We start from the raw sequence: 23320 nt of genomic DNA on the forward strand, positions 1-23320 counted from the left end.
CGAATGCGGCGGCAACCCCGATTTGGCCGCTGCCTTGCCACGCAGATGAACGGACCCTGTTGATCCGTTCAGTAATCGCTTTCGTAGAACACGCCGACGCTCGACTCCCCGTCCGTTCCGGTCGACACCTTGGCCTTGAGGTCCTTGGTGATATCGAGGTTCACCGTCACCCGCGAGTTGCCGTCGGCCCCGGCCTGCACACCGAGATAGATGTTGTCCTGCAGGTAGGTCCCCGCCTGCACGGCGAGGCCGCCTTCCTCGTTGGTGACGATGTCGAGCTCGTCGAGCCCCACCCGCGCCCGGAGCGAGTCGACCAGCGAACTGCCGCCGCCGGCGAGTTCGGCCGCAGCACCCGCGAGCTTGGCCAGCTGGATCGGCGTCAGCTCGCCCATCGAGCGCTTGAACAGCAGCCGCGACAACACCTCGTCCTGCGGCAATGGCGGGTTCGAGGTGAACGTGACAGCGAGATCCGATACGCGGCCCGTGACCTTGACGAACACCGTGATGCCGTCGCCTTCGGTACGCGCCGTGAAATCGAGGAAAGGGTCGAGATTGCCGACCAGCGTCACACTGCCCTCCTCGAACGTGACCCGCTGCCCGAGGATCGCCAGTCGCCCGCGATTGAGCTGGAAGCCACCGACCGGCTGGATATCGTTGATCGATCCCGTCAACCGCACGGAGCCGCCTACTTCCGCATCGAGCCCGCGCCCGCGCACGAAGATCTGGTTGGGCGCATCCACATTGACGTCGAGCTGCACCACGGAGGGCCGCCGCTGCGGCATTGGCGCGCCCGACGGCGTCACCGCCGCGCGCTTCAGCGTCGCCTTGACCGGCGCGGGTGTGTTGATGTTGCGCACATCGACCAGCGCAACCGCGCCGCCGAAACTGTCGGGGATGGTGATGTCGGCCTTCTCGATCATCACTTTCCCCGAAAGCACCGGGTTGCGATCGAGGCGGCCACGCAGCGCGAGATCGCCCGAAGCGGTGGCGACGAACAGCGTGCCGTCGGCGTAGCGCGCCGAGTTGAGCCGCAGCGCGACATCGACGGGAGTGCCGGCGCCGAGCCCGACCGAACCCGTGGCCGAGATCGAGCCGCCCGTCGCGAGCGCGGCGGAGAGGCTCTCGATCCGCACCGTCTCGCCGCCGAGGCTGGCGCGGCCGGTGATATTGACGAGCCTGAGGTTCAGCGCTGGGTCGATATAGCCCGAACCACTGGTCGAGACGGTGCCCGAGAATTGCGGGCTCGCGAGGCTGCCGCTGACGCTTGCATCGAGGTTGGCGGTGCCGCTGAACTGCCCGCCGCGATCGGCGACGAACTGGTTGGCAAAGGCGAGCGGGGCCGAACCCCGCACCGAGACGTTGAGGCCCGACCCACTGAGCGGTACGCGCCCGCTCGCCGTGACACGCAGCCCGTTGCCGCCGTCGGCACTGGCGCTTTCGAGCGTCACCACTTGCCCGGCAATGTTGCCGCGCGCCGCCACCTGCAGCGACGATAGCCCGAAACCCGAGGCATTGGCATTGAGGTCGAACACCGTCTGCCGGCCGCGCTGGGTGGCGGTGCCGGTGAGCGTCGCGATCGAGAGTTCGCCGGCGGTGATGGTGCGGCCATCGACCGTGCCGTCGATGGCGAGGTCGCCGAAGAGGTCGGTCACTTGAGCCTTGATGTCGGCCGAGGCGGCCCGCACCTCGGCAAAGCGGACATTGCGAACCGAACCGGTGACCTCGGCATTCTGCTTGCCGCCCGCGGGCGTGAGCGTGATCGCCGCATTGGCGCTGCCCGTGGCATCGACCAGCAGCAGCGCCGCGGCGGTGGAAATGTCGGTCGAGGCGAGGTTGAGCTTGCCCGTCAGCAGCCCCTTGGCGTCCTGCACCAGGTCGCCGGTGATCTCGGTCGGGCCGGCAGTGAAGCGCAGCCCGCTCAGCCGGCGGGTATCCGCATCGGTGGCGACATCGCCCGCCAGCGTCACCCGGAACTTGTCGAGGAAAGCGTCGCCATTGAGGGCGCCGCTGAGCGTGCCGTTCTCGGCCAGCGTGCCGGTGAAGCCGAACGCGGCGTTGTTGAGAACCTTGCCGGCGAGCCGGCCGTTCGGAACCTTGGCGGCGACGTCGAGCACGATGGCGCCCTGCCCCTTGGCTGTACCGACGAGCGACAGCGTCCCCTTGGCCTGGTCGGAGACCAGCGCCAGGTCGCCCAGGTCGGCGGTGAAGCGGAAATCCGCCGCGCCGGTCGCGAACGTCCCGTCCGCCGCAATCTGCACGCGATCGTTGCCGAGCCTGAAGCCTTCGGCCTCGAGCCCCTTCTCGGTGCGCGCAACGCGCCCACCGAGCTTGACCGTGCCCGCGAGCAACCGGTCGAGCGCCGGTTCGGACAGCGCGAGGCCGTCAGCCGTGCCGTCGAGACTGAGGTTGAACCCGCCGATCAGCGGGCTGATCGTCCCGGTCGCATCCAGCTTCAGCGCGCCATCGAGTTCGCGCCCGGCAATGCCCGAGAACGGCGCGATCGAACTGGTCTCGATGCCGACCTTGCCGTCGAACCTGTAGTTGTCGACCGTGCCGTTCAGCGCCAGCGTCAGCGCCTTGCCGACCAGCTTGAACTCGGCCAGCTGCACCGGCTCGCCGGCCTTCCATAACCCCGCGAGGCCGAGCCCCGCGCTGCTGCCCAGCGCCGCCTGGACGTCCTTGTCGTCGGACACGATCCCGCTCACCGCGCCATCGGCGTTGAAGGTCACGCGCCGCGTCGCCGGATCCTCGAGATTGGCCGCGACGCCGCTGCCCTTGAGCGTGACTTCGGACGCCTTGAGCCCGCCGTTGACGAAGTCCCGCGCCACGAGGTTGGCCGTCCAGCCGTCGCCGTTGGTCGTGCCGTACTCGACCTTCAGCATCGCCGCGCCGATCGAGGTCGCCGCCCCAGGTACCGGCAGCAGCACCGCCGCGCCGGCCGGATCGGCAATGGCTGCCGACAGTTGCAGCTTGCTGAGGAACCCGTCCGCCGTGGTCGCTGCGGAACCATCCAGCGAAAGCTGTCCGCCCGTGAGCTTCAGCACCGAAATATCCACCCCGCCGGCCGATCGCACCAGCGCCGTGGCACTGAGGGAAGTGCTGGCGCCGAAGAACGGCCGGTAGGCTGGCGACATCAGGCCGGCGATCGGACCACCCAGATCAGCCTGGATCTGCAGCCCCTCGGCCGCTTGCGCCAGCGTCGCCACGCCTTCCAGCGCGCGCTTGCCGCCGGCATCGAGCGTCATCGTGGTCCTGAGATCGTTGACCGGCCCGGACCCCTTCAGTGCCAGCGCCACCTCGGGCCTGCCCTCGATGTTGAGCAGGTTGGCAAGGATGCCGTTCGGCGGCTCGGTGAGAGTCACCCCGATGTCGACGCTGTTCTCCGCCTTCTTGTAGGCCACGGCCACGTCGAGCTTGCCGCCCGGCCCGTCGAGCCGGACGATATTGAGCGCCGTGTCGAGTGAGCCGGCTTCGAGCCGCAGGCTGCCATCAACCGAGATTGCCGAGCCGAGCCCGAACACGCTCTCGCCGAACGTCACCCTCGGCACGCTCAGCTTGTCGAGCTGGATCGCCACCGGGAATTCGGGGATCGCCAAGGGCGCAGCTTCCGGCGCCGGCAGCTTCGGATCGCCGCTGGGGAGGGCGTTGCGGACGTACTCGATGCTCTCGGCCGTCAGCGAGCGGACCAGCAACCGCCCGCCGAACAGGGCGCCCTGGTCCCAGTCGATCGCCGCATTGTTGATCCTGAGCCAGACGCCCTCCTTGTCCGAGATCGTCACTTCGCGGATCGACGCGGTCGAGGACAGCACGCCGTCGATGTTCGAGATGCGGATCTGCCGTTCCGGCGTCGACAGCTGGCCCTCGACGAAGCCGACGAACCAGTCCTTCTGCTGTTCCGGCGTCATCTGCTGCCGGTCCTGCGCGACGAGCGGGATCGCGGCCATCAGGCCGAGGCCGATCATCATCAGGATGCCGAGCAACCGTCTCAAAATGCCTGTCCTATGCCGAGGTAGATGCCGTAGTCGGGGTCGCCCCTGCGCTTGTTGAGCGGCACGGCGACGTCGAGCCTGAGCGGTCCGAGCCCGGTATAGTAGCGCAGGCCCGCCCCCACCCCGACCCGCAACTGGTCGAGGCCGGGGAAGGTGTCCGCCGCCACATAGCCGCCATCGATGAACGCGACGACGCCGATGTCGCTGGTGACCCTGTAGCGGGCCTCGAGCGAGCCCTCGACGAGGTAGCGCCCGCCGGTGACGGTGCCGTCCGGCTGCTCGACTCCGATGCCTCTGTACGCATAGCCGCGCACCGATCCGCCGCCGCCGGCAAAGAACAGCCGGTCGGGCGGCGTCTCGTCGATCGGCGGCCCGACCAGCGCGCCGACCTTGGCGCGCCCGGCGAGCACCAGCTTGTCGTCGCCCAGCAGCCTGAGGTACCCGCGCACTTCGGCCGTCGTCCGGAACGCGGCATTGCCATAGTAGAACTCGTAGAACGGCTCGGCCGTCACGTTGACATAGAAGCCTGCGGCCGGATCGGTCGCGTCGTCGCGCGCGTCCCAGATCAGCCCGCCGGTCAGGCCCGCCAGCGAGAAGTTGCGCTCACCGTAGTCGTCCTCGAACAGCGAGCGCTCGTAATAGAGCGAGCCGTCCAGCGTCAGCTGGTCGTTGAGGTACTGCGTCATCCCCACCCGGGCCGAGGCCGAGGTTTCGGTATAGGCTGGCAGCACCGTGCGTTCCGCCGCGATCGCCGCGACGAGATCATTGTCCGGATTGAGAAAGCCCGGCTTGGTGAAAGTCCCGCCGAACGCGTAGTCGAACTCGGACGAGTTCACCGGCCAGTTGATCCCCGCGACCTTGGCGTCGAGCCGCAGCCGCTCCGCCCGCCCGAACAGGTTGCGCCACAGGTGGAAACCTTCGAGCCCCAGCCCGTCGATGGTCGAATAGGTCGCGCCGATGCCGAAGCGCCGCTCCGGCTGCTCCTCGACCACCACGTCGAACGGCAGCACGCCGTCGCTGCCGATGGCGCCGGCGGCCTCGACCCGCATAGCGCGGAACACATCGAGCCGCGCCAGGCGCTTTTCGGCCCGCTTGATGTCGTCGGGATCGTACTCGTCGCCCGCGTGCAGATCGGTCATCCGGGCCACGAACTCGGGGTCCATGCGCGCGGTGCCGCTGACACTGACTTCGCCGACGGTGGCGCGCCGTCCCGGCGCGATAGTGATGGTCACATCCACGGTATTCGTGGCGTGATCGGCGACGACATCGCTCCTTGCCACCGCCGCCTCGGCATAGCCCTGCTGACGCCAGGCCTCGAGCGCCAGTTGCTCGGCCTTGTTGATCACCGTCGCCCTGGCGACGAGCCCGGCCCCGAAACCGACGCTGTCGGGCGTATCGACCCGGTCGCCCTCGTCCGAAGCCGGGGGCGCTGCCGGTGCAAGGCGCACGCTGCCGAAGCGGAACAGCGGGCCGGGGTTGACCCTGAGCACCACCGCCACCGGATCGGGCAGCGACGTATCCGGGGGCAGGTTCGCCGCCTCCTTGCCGCCGACGAGGATGCTGATCGTGCCGCCGAAGTAGCCCTGGTTGTAGAGCGCGGCGAGGATGCGCCGGTAGTCGCTGCGCGCCTTGGCGATCAGCCCCGCCGCGCCAGATGCCGGCGTCGCCTGATCCTTCAGCAAGGCCGAGGCGTTGCGGATCGCCGACTCGATGTCGCCGGTCGCCGAGGTCTCGAGTGTGGCCGAATAGGATTGGGGATCGCCGATCACCGCATCGGCGTCGATCTCGCTCTGGTCCTCGAACAGCTTGAAGCCGAAGAGCTCGAACGCCGATGCCCCCGAGCCCGAAAGGAGCAGGAGACCGAGAATGGCCAAAGCTGAACCTAGCCGCCGCACTGACAGTCCCGCTACCCCTGCTCGGCTGCCGCCTGCCCATCCGCCCGTGGCCGGGGCGTCTGCTCGATGGTCAGGACGGCCGACCCGCCGCACCCGTTCGTCGCACTGCACAAACCAACCGGCAAAGGGCGGCGACTATGCGGCGACAATAGGGCGCTCCGTTCACGAACCAGCCTAACTGGCTGTCGACGAACGCGTAATGGCCGCTTCTGCAGCATCTCACTATGGTCGGCTACAGGTTAAGATTGAGGGGACAACATGCGCATCGTCGATACCCACCTGCACCTGGTCTACATGGACCGCTTCCGCTACCCCTGGCTCGCCGATGCCGGCCCCCTCAACCGGGATTGGCATGCCGACGCCTATTTCGCGGAGGCCGAAAGGCTCGGCGTCGAATCGGCGCTCCACATGGAGGTCGACGTCGCCGAGGAGGACATGGAGGCCGAGACGCGCTTCGTGCTCGGCGCACATCCCAGGATCGTCGGCGCCATCGCCGCCTGCCGTCCCGAGAGCCCGGACTTCCCCGCCTATCTCGAGCGCATCGCCGCCATCCCGGGCGTGAAGGCCTTCCGCCGCATCCTCCACACCTCGCCCGACGAGTTGAGCCAGTCGACGATGTTTGCGCAGAACCTGCGCCTACTCGGCCGGCACAACCTCGCCTTCGATCTCTGCGTGCGCGCCAATCAGCTCCGCATTGGCCACGACCTCGTCGCCAGATGTCCCGACACCCAGTTCATCCTGGATCACTGCGGCGTCCCGGATGTGGCCGGCAAGGCGCTCGACCCCTGGCGCGACGATATCAGAAGGCTCGCGGCGCTGCCCAACGTTGCGGCCAAGGTCTCCGGCATCGTCGCCTATGCCGGCCCGGACTGGACGGTCGACGACCTGCGCCCCTTCGTCGAGCACATCATCGACAGTTTCGGCTGGGACCGCGTCGTGTTCGGCTCCGACTATCCCGTCCTGACGCTGACCGCCGACCTCACCCGCTGGGTCACCGCGCTCAGGCAGATCGTCGGCGGCGCCAGCGCTGACGAGCAGGCCAGGCTGTTTCACCGCAATGCCGAGCGCCTCTACCGCATCTGATCCAGCGGCGTTGCGTTCGTGATCTATATGTGAAAGAAGAATTCATATAAGAATAACCGCCTAAGGCAGTCGAGGAGGCAGCTTTGAGCATCGACGTCACGGCGCTGCGCCAGAGCTGGCCCCGGCCGTCCCTGCCAGAGCCGATCGTCATCATCGGGGCCGGCGGCATCGTCAACGACGCCCACCTGCCCGCCTATCGGCTCGCCGGTCTGCCGGTCGCGGGTGTGTTCGATCTCGATGCGGAACGTGCCCGAACCGTCGCGGCGAGGTGGGGCACGCACGCCTTCGCAACCCTCGACGAGGCCATTGCCACGCGGGGCGCCGTCTATGACCTTGCCCTGCCCCCCGGCGCCCATCTCGACGTTCTGCCCCGGCTCCCGGACGGGGCGGCGGTGCTGCTGCAGAAGCCGATGGGCCGGGACCTCGCGGAGGCCACCGCGATCCTCGAGCTCTGCCGGAAGAAGCGGCTCACCGCGGCGGTGAACTTCCAGCTCCGCTTCTCGCCCATGATGCTGGCCGTCGCCGATGCGGTCGAACGCGGCTGGCTTGGGCGACTGGTCGACGTCGAGGTGCATCTCAACCTGGTCACGCCCTGGCACCTGTTCCCGTTCTTGAAGGGCATGCCGCGCGTCGAGATCGCCGTGCACTCGATCCACTATCTCGACACCATCCGCGCCATCTTGGGCAACCCGAGCGGCGTCCACGCCCGCACACTGGGTCATCCCTCGACCGACCTGGCCCAGACCCGCACCTCGGCGATCTTCGATTTCGCGCCCGACCAGCGCGTCACCTTCTCGATCAACCACAACCACGATTTCGGCCGCCGCTTCCAGGATGCGAGCTTCCGGTTCGAGGGCACCGAAGGGGCGGCGATGGTGAAGCTCGGATTGCTGCTGAACTATCCTGAAGGGGAGCCCGACGAACTCTGGATCACCCGCAAAGGGGAAGACTGGACGCAGGTGCCGCTCGAGGGAAAGTGGTTCCCGCACGCCTTCATCGGCACGATGAGCAACCTGCAGCGCTACGCCGCCGGCGAGGACAGCGCGCTCGCCACCTCGGTCGAGGATGCCTGGCACACGATGGCGCTCGCCGAGGCTGCATTCGAATCCGCGGCACAGCCCGCCACCCCAATCAAGGCGCATCCATGAGCACGCCGACCGTCGGCATCCATTCGACCAACCCGGCCACCATGCCAGTCGAGCATGCGCGCCTGCCGGTGTGGAATGCCGAGAACTGGTTCTACGAGGACTTCGAGGTCGGGCATCGCATCCGCTCGCTCCGCCGCACCATTTCGGAGGGGGAGAGCATGCAGTTCAATGCGCTGGTCACCGACATGCACCCCTATGTCGCCGACGAGATCTTCGCCACCACCGAGGGCCAGTTCGGCCGTCGCCTCGTCGCCGGCGCGTTCGTGTTTTCGGCCGGGCTCGGGCTGGTCGCCACCAACTGCGTCAATGCCTTCAGCTACGGCTACGACAAGCTGCGCTTCATCAAGCCGACCTTCATCGGCGACACCATCTACACCATCCGTACCAACATGGAAAAACGCCCGAAATACAAGGAGCTGGGCCTGATCCGCGCCAGCTACGAAGTGTTCAAGGGCGAGGGCGAACTGGTACTCTACTGCGAGCACCTGCAGACGGTGAAATACCGCGACCCGACCGCGTTCGAAGGCAAGACCGAGAAGATCACCGAGAAATGACCCTCCCGCTGGACGGCATCCTGGTTGTCGACCTCTGCCAGTTCCTCAGTGGCCCCTATGCCTCGCTGCGCCTGCAGGACCTGGGCGCCCGCGTCATCAAGATCGAGCGGCCCGACGGCGGTGATTTGAGCCGCCGGCTCTATCTCAGCGACACCGAGATCGGCGGGGACTCGACGATCTTCCACGCCATCAATCGCTCCAAGGAGAGCCTCGCGCTCGACCTCAAGGACCCGGCCGACATCGGGGCACTGAAGAAGCTCCTCGGCAAGGCCGACGTGATGCTGCAGAACTTCCGCCCCGGCGTGATCGAGCGGCTGGGGCTCGACTACGACAGCGTGAAGGCCATCAACCCCGGCATCGTCTATGCCTCCATAACGGGTTATGGCGAGGACGGCCCGTGGGTACAGCGCCCGGGCCAGGACCTGCTGGCGCAGGCCCGCTCCGGGGTGATGTGGCTCAACGGCGACGAAGACCAGGGGCCGGTGCCCTTCGGGCTCGCCATCGCCGACATGCTGGCCGGCGCCGCGGTGGCGCAGGGCATTCTCGCCGCCCTCGTCCAGAAGGGCCGCACCGGCAAGGGCGCTCATGTCGAGACCAGCCTGCTCGAAGCGCTCATCGACTTCCAGTTCGAGGTGCTGACCACGCATCTCAACGACGGACGGCGGAAGCCAAGGCGTTCGGAGTTCCGCTCCGCCCACGCCTATCTCTCGGCGCCCTATGGCGTGTACGCCACGGCGGACGGCTGGCTGGCGCTCGCCATGACGCCGCTGGGCAAGCTTTGCGACCTGCTGGAGCTGCCGGCGCTGGCCCCGTACGCGGCCGACCCCAAGAGCTGGTTCACGGAACGCGATGCAATCAAGCGGATCATCGCCGAGCGGCTTGCGACGCGCACCGTCGCCGAATGGCTGGCCATCCTCGAGCCGGCCGACATCTGGTGCGCCAAGGTGCTGGAATGGCCGGAGCTGCTCGAGAGCGAGGGCTTCAGGGCGCTCGACATGCTGCAGACCGTCACCCGGGACGACGGGGTCTCCATCCTCACCACCCGCTCGCCGCTGCGCATCGATGGCAAGCGTAACAGGACCCACCGCGCCGCCCCGCAGATCGGCGAACAGAGCGCCGCCATCCGCAAGGAGTTCGAGCTGTGACCACCAGCCTCAAGGGCATGACCTGGAGCCATCCGCGTGGCTACGACCCGATGGTGGCAACGGCGAAGGCCTGGGCGGAGAAGACCGGCGTCCTGATCGAGTGGGACAAGCGCAGCCTGCAGGATTTCGAATCCTTCCCGGTGGAGGAACTGGCCCGCCAGTACGACCTGATCGTCATCGACCACCCACATGTCGGCCAGGTGGTCTCGGAAGGCTGCCTGGCGCCGCTCGACGTGCCGGGCCGCGAAGCCGAGCGCGAGGCGCTGGCCAGGGGCTCGGTCGGCCGCTCCTACCCCAGCTACACCTATGCCGGCCACCAATGGGCCCTTCCCATCGATGCGGCAACGCAGGTGATGGCGTTTCGCGCCGACCTCGTCGAGGCGCCGAAGGACTGGGACGGGGTCGTTGCCCTCGCCAGGGCAGGTCACGTCACCCTCCCCCTGCTCGCCCCACACTCGATGATGAGCTTCTTCACCCTCACCGCGAACATGGGACATCCCTGCTCGGTCGAGAACGGCCCGCTGGTCGATGCGGCAGCAGGCATCCGCGCCATCGAGATGATCGCCGAGGTTGCGGCCCATATCGAGCCTTCGAACTTCGCCATGGACCCGATCGCGGCGTCGGAGGCGATGGCGCGCAATGACGCCAAGGTCGCGCTGATGCCATTGGGCTATGGCTATGTCAGCTATGCCGTGGCCGGCTTTCGCCCGCATCAGCTCACCTTCGCCAATATCCCGCTGCCGGGCGCGAAAGGTTCGGCCCTCGGCGGGACCGGCATTGCGGTTTCGGCCTTCTCGCAGCACCGTGAGGCCGCAATCGACTACGCCTATTGGGTTGCCTCGGCCGAGGTGCAGAAGTCGCTCTATGCCCTATCCGGCGGCCAGCCCGGCCATGCCGCCGCCTGGGAGGATGATGCCGTCAACGCCGCCGCCGGCAACTTCTATCGCGACACGCGAAAAACCCTCGAAGGCGCTCACGTCCGCCCGCGCCACCATGGCTACATGGCCTTCCAGGACGCGGCCAGCAAACGCCTCAACGCCGGCATGATCAACCGCGAGCCGGCTGCAGCCATCCTTGCCGATATCGACCGCATGTTCCGGGAGAGCTTCTGATGGAGCGGCCGCGCCACTTCGAGGACTACGTCGTCGGCGAGGTCCGCAGGACCACGGGCCGCACCATCACAGAGACCGACTTCGTCGTCCATGCCGGCCACACCGGGGACTTCTTCCCGCACCACATGGACGCCGAGTTCATGAAGGGCTCGGAGTTCGGCCAGCGCATCGCGCATGGGACGATGACCTTCGCCATCGGCATCGGACTCACCGCCACCGAGATCAACCCGCTCGCCTTCACCTATGGCTATGAGCGCCTGCGCTTCCCCAAGCCGCTGTTCATCGGCGACACGATCCACACCGAGCTGACCATCGGCGCATTGGATGATGATCCCAAGCGGCCCAAGTATGGCCGCGTCACCGAGGAGGTGCGGGTGATCAACCAGCGCGGCGAGACGGTGCTGGCCTGCCAGCACATCTACCTGGCGCAGCGGCGGGGGTAGTGGGCTTGGCGCCCCTCACCCCAGCCCTCTCCCCAAAGGGGCGAGGGGGCGATGTGGCGCTGCCCGCGCAAAGTGCGTCCCCTCGCCCCTTTGGGGAGAGGGTCAGGGTGAGGGGCAGCAAAGCCCGCTAAAGGTCCCGCCCAAGCAACGGCGCCGGACCGTCGGCGGCACGCACCCACGGCGTGTCATAGCTCGGGGGGCGGACGAAGCGCTGCATGCGCAGCGTCAGACGCGCCGTTGCGCCGGGGGCCAGCCGCACGGTCAGCCAGCGCCCGCTGGTCGGCAGCGGCGCACCCTCGCCCAGCGTCACCGACGTGATGTCGTGCTCGCCGAACACGCCGCCCTGGATCACCACCTCGGCCGCAGCCGAGGCGTCGGTGTTCACCAGCGTCAGCGTCGCGCCATCGTGCGTAAGCCCGTCCACCAGCGCGGCGACGCCCGGCGGCAATCCCGGGCGCCGTGCGATGGCGTCGAAATAGCGGAATCGCGCCAGCTGCAACCCGCCGTGATAGACGTGCATCGGCCCGCCCAGGGTCAGCTGCGTCAGCCCCTCGATGATCATCGGGGTGAGTTGCTGCCACATGTGGATGGTCATCGACTCCCGGTAATGGTCCATCGTCTCGGGGTCGTTTTCGTCGCGACGGTAGTTGGCGATCTGCTCGCTGATCGTCTTGAGGTTGGCCGTGAGCAGCGCCACCGGATAGCCGGGATCGCGCCCCCGCATGAAGCTGAACCACTGCGCGGTGTTGCCGTTGAAGCCCATGTGGCCGCCGGCCGTGTTCTGGCCGTAGCTCGAATAGGCCGGGTTCACCGTATCGAAGATGTCGGAGGCCCAGCCGCGCTCGGCGCGCTGCGCGTCCTCCTCTTCCATGGAGACATTCCACAGGTAGACGCCGAACATCGGGTGCGGGTGGCGGTAGTCGCGCCAGCCTTCGTCATAGTGCCGGTTGGGGACAAGCTCCTGGCCTGCCTCGGTTTTCCTGAGTCCCCAGAGCATGTCGAGCTGGGAACGGAGGAGGTCGAGATGCCTCATCTCGCCGGTGAGCAGGGCCGCATTCATGCCGGCGATCGACAGCGGCTCGAGCAGCGAGAACGAGCCGTGCGGCCAGCGCCAGCCGTAATAGCCTCCCCACCACTTCCCGTCATTATACTGGCCAACATCCCCCGAAAGACCGACATTGTCCGGTAGAATTCCATTGTTCTTTCGGGTGCGGTCTTCCCATGCCGCGAGGTAATCGAGCACCCAGGCGCGGTATTTCTCGTCGCCGGTATAGGCATAGGCATGCGTCATCAGCGAGGTCGCGCCGAGGTTGAGCGGCACGTCCCCACGCGACTGCCGCTCGTTGATGCGCTTCAGGATCTCGGCGTAGACCGCATCGTCCGACCATGGCGTCTGCATGCCGTAGCGGTCGATGCCGGGCAGGTCCTCGAACGGCGGCAGGTAGTTGTCGAGAATCTCGCGATGCGTCGACCAGTCCTCGGCGGTCTGGTGGTGGCGCGGACCGCGGCTGCCGGTGATCGGCGAGCGGATCAGCTTGCGCTCGGCGTCCCAGTTCAGTGCTTCCCTGTCCTCGCCATTGTAGAAGCCGGCGAAGCGCCGGGCCCGTTGCCGGTCCTTGGGCACGGATGGATCGGCGAGGCCGAAGAAGTAGAAGAACAGGTTGCTCTCGCCGTGGTGCATCCAGTCGTAATAGGCGTCGTACTCGCGGTGGATCTGCCCGTATTCGGTCCACTGCCAGGTGATGCCGTCCCAGATGGTGCGCGAGCGCCGGTAGACCTCTTCGCTGCCGCCCAGCGCGTAGAACAGCGGCATGTTCATGAACCCCTCATAGGGGTCGTCCGAACCATCCATGCCCGGCCAGCGGTCGCGCCAGATGAGCGTGCCGTCGGCGCGGGTATAGCGGTCGGCGAACTCGATCGCCGCCTTGTCGAGCACGGCGAAGATCTGCCGTTGCAGCAGGGCCCATTCGGGGATGGGTGCGATGTCGGTCGCCTCGATGAGCGGCAGTTGCGGGGCGGTTTCCAGCATTCTGGGTCAGATCCGGTTTTCGGTCTCGGGGTCGAACAGGTTGATCGAGGCGGCATCGACGCCGAGCCTCAGCGTCTCGCCCGGCCTCGGGCGGTGCTTGGGCCCGAGGCGCGCGGTGAGGAGCTGCTCGCCGACCTTGACCACCACCATCGTGTCGGGGCCGGTCGGCTCGACCACATCGACGATGCCGGTGAGCGCGGCCGCCGCCTCGCCGCCATGCAGCGATTCAGGCCGGATGCCGGCGACGACCTCGCGCCCCAGATGGGTGGAAGCATCCTGCTCGAGCCCCGGCATCGCCAGCGTCCCACCGGCATGGCGAAGCTGCAGCCCGCCCGCGCCGGCCTCGAGCGTGCCGCGCAGGAAGTTCATCGTCGGCGAACCGATGAAGCCGGCGACGAACATGTTGGCCGGCTTCGTATAGATCGTCTCGGGATCGGCGAGCTGCTGGATCACCCCGGCTTTCATCACGGCGACCTGCGTGCCGAGGGTCAGCGCCTCGACCTGGTCGTGCGTGACATAGACGGTGGTGGTGCCGAGCCGGTCATGCAGCCGCTTGATCTCGGTACGCATCTCGACGCGCAGCTTGGCATCGAGGTTGGAGAGCGGCTCGTCGAACAGGAACAATTCCGGATTGCGCACGATGGCGCGGCCCATGGCGACGCGCTGGCGCTGCCCGCCGGAGAGCTGGCCGGGCTTGCGATCGAGCAGGTGCCCGATCTGCAACAGGTCGGCCGCACGGTCGACGGCCGCCTCGCGCTCCCGCGCGTCGACCTTCCGCATCTCCAGCCCGAAGCCGATGTTCCGGCGCACCGACATGGTCGGGTAGAGCGCATAGCTCTGGAACACCATGGCGATGTTGCGATCCTTGGGATGCACGTCGTTGACGTTGCGGTCACCGATCACGATGTCGCCGCCCGAACTGGTCTCGAGCCCGGCGATGATCGACAGCAGCGTGGACTTGCCGCAGCCGGACGGTCCGAGCAGGACCAGGAAGCCGCCATCCTCGAGCTGGATGTCGATGTTGTTCAGCACCTCGACGGCGCCGAAGCTCTTGCGGATGGAGTTGATCGAGAGCGTGGCCATGGGCGCCTAACCTTTGACTGCGCCGGCGGTGAGGCCGGCGACCATCGCCCGCTGCACGATGGCGAACAGCACGATGACGGGAAGGATGGAAATCATGCCGCCGGCCGCCAGCATGCCCCAGGGCAGCTGGAACTCGCCGACCATCAGCTGCAGGCCGACCGGCCAGGTGCGTGAGCCCTGGCTGGTGGTCAGCATCAGCGCGAACAGGAACTCGTTCCACGCCGCGATGGCGACGAACACGCAGGTGGCGAGCAGGCCGTTGCGCGCGATCGGGATCACCACCATGAACATGGCCCCGATCCGGGTCGTGCCGTCGATGCGCGCCGCGCTTTCGAGCTCCTTGGGCGCCGCATCGAAGAAGCCCTTCAGCATCCACACGAACAGCGGCAGCAGGAAGCTGGTGTAGGCGACGGCGAGGCCGAAGGTGGAATCGAGCAGGCCCACCTGCCGCATGACGATGAACAACGGGATGATCATCAGCACGGCCGGGAACATGCGGACGACGAGATAGCCCAGCATCAACTGCGTGCGGCCCCTGAACTGGAAGCGGCTGAACGCATAGGCGGCGATGGTGCCGGTGAGCAGGCAGATCAGCACCGTCACCGAGGTGACGATCAGGCTGTTGATCACCAGCACGGGATAGCCCGACTGGTTCCACAGCTTGACGTAGTTGTCGAAGGTGATGCGCGGCGGGATGTAGTGCATAGTCTTGGTGACGATGTCCGCCTCGTATTTGAGCGAGGTGAGGAAGGTCCAGACGATCGGCCCGATGCAGGCGATGGCGAGGCCGATCAAGACGACATAGCTGACGATGTCCCAGAGGAGCCTGGAGCGCGAGCGCGTCTGGGCCATGCTAGTCCTCGTTCACTTTGGAGAGCCGGACATAGGCCCAGGCGAACCCCATCAGCAGGATGAACATCACCACCGAGAGCGCGCCGGCATAGCCGAAGTTGAAGTCCTTGTAGGCGGTCTGGAAGGCGTAAAGGCTTAGCACCTGGGTGGAGCGGCCGGGCCCGCCGCTGGTCAGGATCAGCAGGAGGTCCGGCGAGTTGACGAGGCCGATGACGCGCAGGATCACCGCCGCGGCGATGACCGTGCGCAGCATGGGCAGGGTGATCAGCCGCAGTTGCGCGAACGGCCCGGCCCCGTCGATGTCGGCCGCCTTGTACAGGTCGATCGGGATGCCCTTGAGCCCCGCCAGAATCAACAGCGTGAAGAACGGGAAGCTGTGCCAGGCCTCGACCACGATCGCCGCCGCCATGGCGGTCGAGGGATCGGCGAACCAGGCCTTGTAGCCTGCGAGCCAGCCGAGGTGGACGAGGACGTCGTTGATCACGCCGAGCCGCGGATCGAGCATCAGCGCCCACATGTGGCCGGCGACCACGTTGGGCAGGAAATAGGGCAGCAGGATCAGCACCGCCAGCACCTTGGAGCCCGGCAGGTTGCGGTTGAGCGCCAGCGCGGCGACAAGGCCGATGAGGAATTCGAGCGCGATGGCCGAGGTCACCCACACCGCGGTATTGCGCAACGAGACCCAGAAGATCGGGTCGGCCAGCATGCGGGCATAGTGCTTCAGCCCGACCCAGTCGGTGCCCAGGTCCGGCCGGTTGAGCCGCATCTCGCGAAAGCTCATCTGCATGCCGTAGAGCGTCGGATAGATCACCACGGCGCAGATCAGCAGCGCGCTCGGCAGCAGCAGCAGGTACATCCAGTACCGCGTCTCGCTCACTTCGCCGATCAGCCGGATGGGGTTGTAGCGGTCCCACGCCGTACGCGGCGGCGGGTAGGTGATCCTTGCCTCAGCCATGCGTTTGCTCCTAATTCGTGGTGGTCTCGGTGGCTCTACCTCCACCGCTGTCATCCCTGCGAAAGCAGGGATCCATCTCTCCACCAGCGCGGGCTGCGGCTTGGATCCCTGCCTTCGCAGGGATGACACCGAGTTGGAACGACCTTCCGTTCACGCCCGAGGCTGAGAAAGACGGCGGCCGGATGGTTCCGGCCGCCGGTACGCCGGATCAGGCGATGGCCTGGTTCAGCCCGTCGATCATTTCGTCGACTGCCTGCTCGGGTGTCGCTTCCTTGATCAGCACGCGCTGGAAGGCGGGGAGCACGACGCTCTCCGACCAGCCGGCAAAGCCGGGGAAGCTCGGCGACGGGATGCCGAAGCCCAGGGTGTCGGCGGCTGGCTTGTAGAGCGGGTTGCCGGAGATGCGCTCGTCCTGCGCCGCCTTGGTCGAGGCCGGGAAGTAGCCGGTCTTCTCGAGGAAGGCGACGGCCGCATCGGGCTCGCCCCAGAACTTGATCCACTCCCAGCTGGCGTCGATCGTCTCGGGCTTGGTGGCGGTATTGTAGGCGTAGCCGAGCCGCGACACGCGGTTGACCGGACCGGCCGGAATGGCCGCCGTGGCGAACTCGACGCCGGCCTTGAGCAGCTTGGCATTGTCCTGGAACGAGCCGGTGTGATGCCACAGCATCGCCGTCTGGCCGGTCTGGAAGGCTTCCATGATCTGGCGGAAACCGTCGTTGGGTGCGCTCGGCGGCACGACGCCGTCCTTGACGAGCAGGCCGGACCACCAGTCGACCGCTTCGATCGCCTTGTCGCGGTCGAGGCTGATCGAGCCGTCCTCGTGCATCAGCTTGGCGCCGAAGCCTTCCATGACGTTGATGACATAGGCCTGGCCGCCGGCGCCGCCGCGCATGCCGAAGCCGAAGCGGCCCTTGGCCGGATCGGTCAGCTTGATCGCCGCGTCACGGAACTCGGCATAGGTGGTCGGCGGGGCAAGCCCGGCCTCGTCGAACCAGTCCTTGCGGTAGTACATCCAGTCGACGAACGTGAAGGCCGGCACGCCATAGACCTTGCCGTCCTTGGAAATCGAGGCGAAGCGCACGTCGTCGAAGTCGCTGCGCCGGTCCCAGGCCGCGATCTTGTCGGTCAGGTCGTTGAGCGCCCCCATGGCCAGCAGGTCGGCGAAGCGCTCGGACGAGACCATGGTCACGTCCGGACGGCTGCCCGACACGACGGCAGCGGTGACCTTGGCCATGAACTCGGGGTTCGGGATGTTCTCCTGCGTCACCGCCACTTCGGGGTGCGCGGCCGCGAACAGCTTCATCACCTCATCGAGGCCGGCGAACTCCGACTGGCTGGTGAACGTGTGCCAGTAGTTGATCGCCGTCGACTGCGCGAACGCGGCCCTGGGCAGCAGGGCCGAGGCGGCCAGGAGGCCCCCGCCCATCTTCAATACGGAACGTCGGTCGAACCTGCTCGTCATCTACGTCTCCTCCCAGTTTGATGGCTCACCATCGTGATCTGAAACATCAGTGCCACGGCACCAGGGTCGCGGGCGGATTGATCCGCTCCCTGACCTCGATCTTGCCGATCGCCGTCTCGTCGAGCTTCTTGAAGTCGAAGTGGTAGCCGAGCCCCGGTTCGTCGCTGACCGTGAGGTTGCCGTCGACGATCGACAGCGGCCCCAGCTTGTCGAGGCCCTTGATCTGCTCCTCGTTCATCACGAGCTGCTCGTAGTAGTCGTTGTTCGAGATGGCGGCGCAGATCTGCGCGTTCTCAAGCCCCATGCCGTGCACCTGAGCCCGCATGCCGTGGCTTTCGCTGAGGTGCGCCACCTTCATCGAGCCGGTGAAGCCGCCCTTGTAGAAGGACGAGACGCGCGTCATGTCGAGCGCCCTGGCCTCGATCCAGGTGGCCATGTTGCCATGCACGCCGTCCGAGGTTTCGGCGGCAAGAATCGGGATATCGAGCTTTTCGCACAGCTTGGTATAGGCGCCGAGATGGAACTCGCGCATCGGCTCCTCGTACCAGAGGAACCCCAGGTCCTGGATGGCCTTGCCGAACTCGAGCGCGTTGACGTAGTCCCAGCCGGCCGAGCCGTCGAACATCAGGTCGGCATCGGGCCCGACCCATTTCCTGAGGTTCTTGCACAGCTCGATGTCGCGCTTCACCGGCCCGCCCCAGGCGTGCAGCTTGAACGCCTTGAAGCCGACGTCGCGGCTCATCTTGATGTAGCGCTCGTACTCGTCCATCGTCGGCCAGGTGACCGTCGAGGCATAGGCCGGCACGACGCGATCGTCGCCGCCCAGCATCTGGTAGATCGGCATCCTGGCGTGCTGGGACTTCACGTCCCAGGCGAGGATGTCGAGCATGCCGAGCGAGCGCATGTGGATTTCCTCGACCCGGTCGATCTCCCAGATCAGCCGCCAAAGCCGCTCGGTCAGCAACGGATTCTCGCCGATGAACTCGTGGTAGCGCCGGCGCACCAGGTCGAGCACCGCCTCGCCGCGATTGACTTCGATGGCGCCGAAGAGCCCGGCATCGGTCTCCATCCGGATGATCGCGTTGTGCGGCCTGGAGCCGCGCGGGATGTCGCCGTGCGAGCCGGGCAGCCCGTCGCGCCAGATGAACTTCGGCCCGGGCTCTGCCTCCACCAGCCAGCCCGTGAACCCCGTAATCTTCATTCATATTCTCCTCGAAACAGAACTTTTGCGGCCATTGCGCCGCTAACCCTTTTCCGCACCCGACAGCATGCCGGAGCGCACGAAGCGCTGCGCGGCCATGAAGATCAGCAGCACCGGCAGCACGACGAGAATGGCGGCCAGCACCACCTCGGGCTTCTTGATCGGCACATCGTTGGACGGAAGATTGCTGAGCGCGCCCGATCCCGAGACCAGCGCCGTGAGCCCCACCGGCAGGTTGTAGAGCTTGTCGTCGCTGAGCAGCACGAAGGCGAGGAAGTAGTTCGACCAGATCGCGAGGAAGCTGAAGAACGCCACCAGCGCGATGATCGGCCGCGCCAGCGGCAGCGCGATACGGGTGAAGAGCTCGAACCGGTTGGCCCCGTCGACCCGCGCCGAATCCATCACGCCCTTGGGCAGCGAGGTCGAGAAGTAGACGTAGGTGAGGTAGACGCCGAACGGGAAGAAGCCCGAGGCGAGGATCAGGCCGGCATAGGTGTTGTTCAGGCCCAGCAGGTTCATCTCGAGGAAGATGGGCAGCACGACTGCCGTGCTCGGCGTGATCATCGCGATCAGCGTCAGCGTCAGGATCAGCTTCCGCCCCGGAAACTCCGACTGCGCCAGGGCGTAGCCGCCGGGGATGGAGGCCACCAGCGACAGCAGCACTCCACCCACGGAGTAGATCAGCGAATTGGTGGCCCAGGTGATGATCTGGAAGTTGTTGTAGGTGGTGAGGTTGGTCCACGTCCGGCTGAACGCCTCCCAGGTCCCCAGCGCGAACGGCGGATCGGTGAGCAGCGACGCCTCGGAGCGCGTGCCGGCAAGGAACAGCCAGAGCAGCGGGATGCCGTAGAAGCACACCGCGAAGGCGAGGATCGCGAAGACGACGAACCGGCCGAGGTTGAGGCGCATCGGGGCCTGTCTGGTGCTCATCTCGCCCTCAATCGATCTTGTAGAACCTGGTGGCGAACACGATCACCAGCGCGATGACGATCGAGGCGCCCACCAGCAGGGTGGAGAGCGCCGCCGAGGCGCCGAAATCGCCCATCCGGAAGGCGTACTGGAACGCCATCTGGTTGAGCGACCAGTCGTTCTGCGCGAACTGCGGCCCGGCCAGCCCCATCAGCTGCGGCTCGACGAACAGCTGCAGGCCGCCGGCAAAGCTGAGGATTCCCATCAGCACCAGCGAGCGCCAGATCATCGGCAGCTTGATGCGCGTGGCGAGCTGGAAGCGGTTGGCGCCATCGATGCGGGCCGCCTCCATGACCTCGGTGGGCAGGCTCGACAGCGCCCCGCCGAACACCACGATCCAGCCGCCCGAGGCCGAGAAATAGGCCATGATGGCGAAGATGCCGGCGAGCCCGACGCTGGCGATCACGTCGGCGCGCGTCGCCCAGCCCAGCGTGTGCAGCACCGGCTGGAAGGGACTGACCGAGGGGTCGAGCACGAACAGCCACAGCACCACGATGGCCGAGGACGTCACCGCTCCGGGCAGGAAATAGATCGTGCGCAGCGTGTTGGCGGTCTTGCGGTTGATGCTGTCGAGCATCAGCGACAGGGCCGCGACGCCGATCATCGTCATCGTCACCCAGATGCCGACGAAGGCCAGCACATTGACGACGCTGGCCGGCACGCGGAAATCGTCGAACACGAACTGGTAGTTGGTGAAGCCCCAGAACACCATTTCGATGGTGTCGAAGAAGCTGAGGCCGAAGGCGTAGGCAATCGGGAAGATGCCGAACATGACCAGCAGCACGAGATAAGGCGCGAGCAGCAGGTAGCTCATGCGCGTATCGCGCACCGCCTTGCGCCGGGCCCGCTTGGCGCGGTCAGCGGCTGTCGCCGTCGTCGCTGCTCCCATGGTCGTCGCGCTCATTGCCGCCCCGTCGCGTTGAGTGGGTGCGGGGAAGGTCCCCGCACCCGTTGTCGCTTACTCGACCTGGTAGCCGTTGAGCTTGGCGAGGTTGGTGAGTTCGGTCTGGAGCGCCGGCAGCGCCCCCTCGACCGTGCCGCCGCTGGCGAGCGGCTGCACCACCACCTTGGCGATCGCGTCGCTGACCGAGAAGCGCAGGCTGACATAGCCGGGATGGCTGTACTGCGCCGCCTCGGCCTCGACCTGGAACACGTTCGGATCGGCGTAGTAGGCGTCACTGGCGAGACGAGCGCCCCAGGCTTCGGCCGACGGCCGGTGGCCCGGCAGCGTCACCGCGTTGGTCTGGTTGGCGACATCGGTCGACATCCAGGTCACGAGATCGACCGCCTCGGCCGGATGCGCCGTATCTTTCCAGGCGCCATAGGTGCCGCCGCCCCAGCTCCAGGTGAGCGGCTGGCTCTGGTCGTCCCACTTGAGCGGCAGCGCCGCGGCGAGCTTGCCGGCCGGCCATTCGTAGGTCGGCTTGATCACGTATTCGCCGAACCAGGTCGGCCCGATCATCAGCGGGATCTTGCCGCCCTTGGCGAGCGCCACGAAGTCCGGCTCGAACGGCCCGACCTTGGTCAGGCTGCCGTTCTTGAGCATGGCATCGACCATGCGTGCGGGCTTGAGGCACTTGTCCGTGGTGAGGTCGATCTTGACCGTATCTTCCTTGCCCTCGACCGGCATCACCATGTCGCAGCCGTCGGAGACGAGCATGGCATAGAGCGGGAAGGCCTCGACGCCCGTGCCGAGGCTCAGTCCCTGCGGCGCGAGTTCCTCGCCGAGCTTCTGGAATTCTTCCCAGGTCGTCGGCACGGCCTTGCCCAGGGCTTCCATCGCCGGCTTGTCGTACCAGACGATCATGTGCGCGAGGTCGTTGCGCATGCACAAGAGCTTGCCGTTCACGTGGCAGGGCGAGTTGCCGTTGGGGTAGAACTCGTCCTGCAGCGCCTGCGGCACCTTGTCGGTCAGGTCCATCAGGTAGTTCGACCGCCGGGTCGAAAGCTGCGCCGTGTAGCCGATATCGGACATGAAGATCACGTCGGGGATCTCGGACTTGGCCTGCAGCGCCAGCTGGATCTTGGCGATGAGATCGGCCGGCGCGACGGTGGTGACGTTGAGCGTCACGTTGTCGTGCGTCTTGTCGTAGAGATCGAACATGGCGAGACGCGGCGTGTCGGACCACACGTTGAGCGTCACCTGCGCCATTGCCGGACCGGCCATGGCGCCGAGCGCGAGACCGCCGAGCGCGGCCAGAGTCTTGAAATGCATACTCTCCCTCCTTGATGCCCCGGTGCGTGTCGCCCGGCGCTAGTTAGTCGCCCCGGGCCCCAATGCGGCGCCCCGGGCGTCGAACACGTGCAGCGTCTCCGGCCGGATCCCGACCTGGACGTCGTGGCCCGGCTCGAGCGGCGCATCGCCCATCACCTGCACGGTGATGACCTCGGGCGTGCCGCCATCGAGATAGGCGTAGGTGATGTTGCCCAGGCGCTCGACCGACTCGATCCGCGCTGGCAGCGCGGCCATCCCGGCCGGCACGCCCGCACCGGAAGCCATCACTTCAAGCGCTTCCGGTCGCACGCCAAGCGTCACCGCGTCGCCGGCGGCAACGTGGCGCGCCGCCACATCAATGCTGGTGCCGGCACTGGCATCGAAGCCGACGGTGGCGCGGCCATCGGTGGCGCCCAGCACCTTGCCCGGCAGCAGGTTCATCCTCGGCGAGCCGATAAAGCCGGCAACGAACAGGTTGCTGGGCCGCGCATAGAGCTCGAGCGGCGCGCCGACCTGCTGGATCGTGCCACCGTCGAGCGCGACGATCCGGTCGGCCAGCGTCATCGCCTCGACCTGGTCGTGCGTGACATAGATCATGGTGGTGCCGAGTTCGCGGTGCAGCCGCTCGATCTCGAGCCGCATCTGCACCCGCAGCGCCGCATCGAGATTGCTGAGCGGCTCGTCGAACAGGAACACCTTGGGGTTGCGCACGATGGCGCGCCCGATGGCGACGCGCTGCCGCTGCCCGCCCGACAGCTGCGCCGGCGCGCGCGAAAGCAGCGGCTCGAGGCGCAGGATGCGCGCCGCTTCCTTCACCCGCCTGTCGATCTCGGCCTTGTCGAAACGGGCGAGGCGAAGGTTGAAGGCGATGTTGTCGTAGACGTTCATGTGCGGGTAGAGCGCGTAGCTCTGGAACACCATGGCGATGCCGCGCTCGGACGGCTCGTCGAAGGTCACGTCCTTGCCGTCGATCAGGATATCGCCATCGCTGACGGTCTCGAGGCCGGCGATCATGCGCAGCAGCGTCGACTTGCCCGAGCCGGAGGCGCCGACGAAGACGACGAACTCGCCCTTCTCGATGGTCAGGTCCACGCCCTCGATGACGCTAACCGACCCGAACGACTTGCTGACATTCCTGAGCTCGACCGCAGCCACTAACGGCTCCCGGTCGCGTGGCGTTGCCCC

General features: G+C 66.8%; 18 protein-coding genes. 6 read left to right on the forward strand and 12 right to left on the reverse strand.

Annotation, left to right across the window (positions count from 1 at the left end):
* Nucleotides 1-68: 68 nt before the first annotated feature.
* Together J0I99_RS17250 and J0I99_RS17255 are read right to left on the reverse strand one after the other, a co-directional pair.
* The gene (locus J0I99_RS17250) at nucleotides 69-3989 is read right to left on the reverse strand and encodes a translocation/assembly module TamB domain-containing protein (RefSeq protein WP_291398767.1); all 3921 of its coding nucleotides are present in this window, start codon (nucleotides 3987-3989) and stop codon (nucleotides 69-71) included.
* A complete protein-coding gene (locus J0I99_RS17255) occupies nucleotides 3986-5863 on the reverse strand; it encodes an autotransporter assembly complex family protein (protein ID WP_291398768.1) in 1878 nt (625 codons plus the stop codon). Before J0I99_RS17255 ends, J0I99_RS17250 begins: the two co-directional genes overlap by 4 nt.
* Nucleotides 5864-6142: 279 nt before the next feature.
* On the opposite strand from J0I99_RS17255, the gene J0I99_RS17260 reads away from it, so the two are divergent.
* The 6 genes from J0I99_RS17260 to J0I99_RS17285 all read left to right on the forward strand — a co-directional run bounded on the left by J0I99_RS17260 (nucleotide 6143) and on the right by J0I99_RS17285 (nucleotide 11369).
* Nucleotides 6143-6967 (forward strand): amidohydrolase, encoded by an 825-nt coding sequence (locus J0I99_RS17260; RefSeq protein WP_291398769.1) that lies wholly within the window; start codon nucleotides 6143-6145, stop codon nucleotides 6965-6967.
* A gap of 83 nt (nucleotides 6968-7050) precedes the next feature.
* Nucleotides 7051-8115: a Gfo/Idh/MocA family oxidoreductase gene (locus J0I99_RS17265; protein ID WP_291398770.1), complete on the forward strand. Its 1065-nt coding sequence runs from the start codon at nucleotides 7051-7053 to the stop codon at nucleotides 8113-8115.
* Nucleotides 8112-8669, forward strand: a complete 558-nt coding sequence (locus J0I99_RS17270) for a MaoC family dehydratase (RefSeq protein ID WP_291392519.1) — start codon at nucleotides 8112-8114, stop codon at nucleotides 8667-8669. Before J0I99_RS17265 ends, J0I99_RS17270 begins: the two co-directional genes overlap by 4 nt.
* Nucleotides 8666-9814: a CaiB/BaiF CoA-transferase family protein gene (locus tag J0I99_RS17275; RefSeq protein WP_291398771.1), complete on the forward strand. Its 1149-nt coding sequence runs from the start codon at nucleotides 8666-8668 to the stop codon at nucleotides 9812-9814. Before J0I99_RS17270 ends, J0I99_RS17275 begins: the two co-directional genes overlap by 4 nt.
* Before the next feature lie 17 nt (nucleotides 9815-9831).
* A complete protein-coding gene (locus J0I99_RS17280; protein WP_291398798.1) occupies nucleotides 9832-10926 on the forward strand; it encodes an extracellular solute-binding protein in 1095 nt (364 codons plus the stop codon).
* Entirely contained in the window at nucleotides 10926-11369 is a 444-nt protein-coding gene (locus J0I99_RS17285; RefSeq protein WP_291398772.1) for a MaoC/PaaZ C-terminal domain-containing protein, read from the forward strand. The genes J0I99_RS17280 and J0I99_RS17285 overlap by 1 nt, the downstream gene beginning before the upstream one ends.
* Nucleotides 11370-11496: 127 nt before the next feature.
* On the opposite strand, the gene J0I99_RS17290 is transcribed toward J0I99_RS17285, so the two are convergent.
* From J0I99_RS17290 to J0I99_RS17335, 10 genes are all read right to left on the reverse strand, one after another.
* Nucleotides 11497-13398: a hypothetical protein gene (locus J0I99_RS17290; RefSeq protein ID WP_291398773.1), complete on the reverse strand. Its 1902-nt coding sequence runs from the start codon at nucleotides 13396-13398 to the stop codon at nucleotides 11497-11499.
* Between the two features lie 6 nt (nucleotides 13399-13404).
* Nucleotides 13405-14481, reverse strand: coding sequence for an ABC transporter ATP-binding protein (locus tag J0I99_RS17295; protein ID WP_291393720.1), 1077 nt, complete (start codon nucleotides 14479-14481; stop codon nucleotides 13405-13407).
* Between the two features lie 6 nt (nucleotides 14482-14487).
* Nucleotides 14488-15333, reverse strand: coding sequence for a carbohydrate ABC transporter permease (locus tag J0I99_RS17300; protein WP_291393717.1), 846 nt, complete (start codon nucleotides 15331-15333; stop codon nucleotides 14488-14490).
* A 1-nt stretch (nucleotide 15334) separates the two neighbouring features.
* Nucleotides 15335-16288, reverse strand: a complete 954-nt coding sequence (locus J0I99_RS17305; RefSeq protein ID WP_291398774.1) for a carbohydrate ABC transporter permease — start codon at nucleotides 16286-16288, stop codon at nucleotides 15335-15337.
* Nucleotides 16289-16496: 208 nt separating this feature from the next.
* On the reverse strand, nucleotides 16497-17750 hold the full coding sequence (locus J0I99_RS17310) for an extracellular solute-binding protein (protein WP_291393713.1): 1254 nt from the start codon (nucleotides 17748-17750) through the stop codon (nucleotides 16497-16499).
* 46 nt (nucleotides 17751-17796) lie between these two features.
* The gene (locus J0I99_RS17315) at nucleotides 17797-18951 is read right to left on the reverse strand and encodes an enolase C-terminal domain-like protein (RefSeq protein ID WP_291398775.1); all 1155 of its coding nucleotides are present in this window, start codon (nucleotides 18949-18951) and stop codon (nucleotides 17797-17799) included.
* Nucleotides 18952-18993: 42 nt separating this feature from the next.
* The gene (locus J0I99_RS17320; RefSeq protein ID WP_291393708.1) at nucleotides 18994-19881 is read right to left on the reverse strand and encodes a carbohydrate ABC transporter permease; all 888 of its coding nucleotides are present in this window, start codon (nucleotides 19879-19881) and stop codon (nucleotides 18994-18996) included.
* A gap of 7 nt (nucleotides 19882-19888) precedes the next feature.
* Nucleotides 19889-20824, reverse strand: a complete 936-nt coding sequence (locus J0I99_RS17325; protein ID WP_291398776.1) for a carbohydrate ABC transporter permease — start codon at nucleotides 20822-20824, stop codon at nucleotides 19889-19891.
* A gap of 54 nt (nucleotides 20825-20878) precedes the next feature.
* Entirely contained in the window at nucleotides 20879-22135 is a 1257-nt protein-coding gene (locus tag J0I99_RS17330) for an extracellular solute-binding protein (RefSeq protein WP_291398777.1), read from the reverse strand.
* Between the two features lie 39 nt (nucleotides 22136-22174).
* Nucleotides 22175-23290, reverse strand: coding sequence for an ABC transporter ATP-binding protein (locus tag J0I99_RS17335; RefSeq protein ID WP_291398778.1), 1116 nt, complete (start codon nucleotides 23288-23290; stop codon nucleotides 22175-22177).
* Nucleotides 23291-23320: the final 30 nt, after the last annotated feature.

This window comes from Devosia sp. (genome assembly GCF_017307495.1).
GTDB lineage: Bacteria > Pseudomonadota > Alphaproteobacteria > Rhizobiales > Devosiaceae > Devosia_A.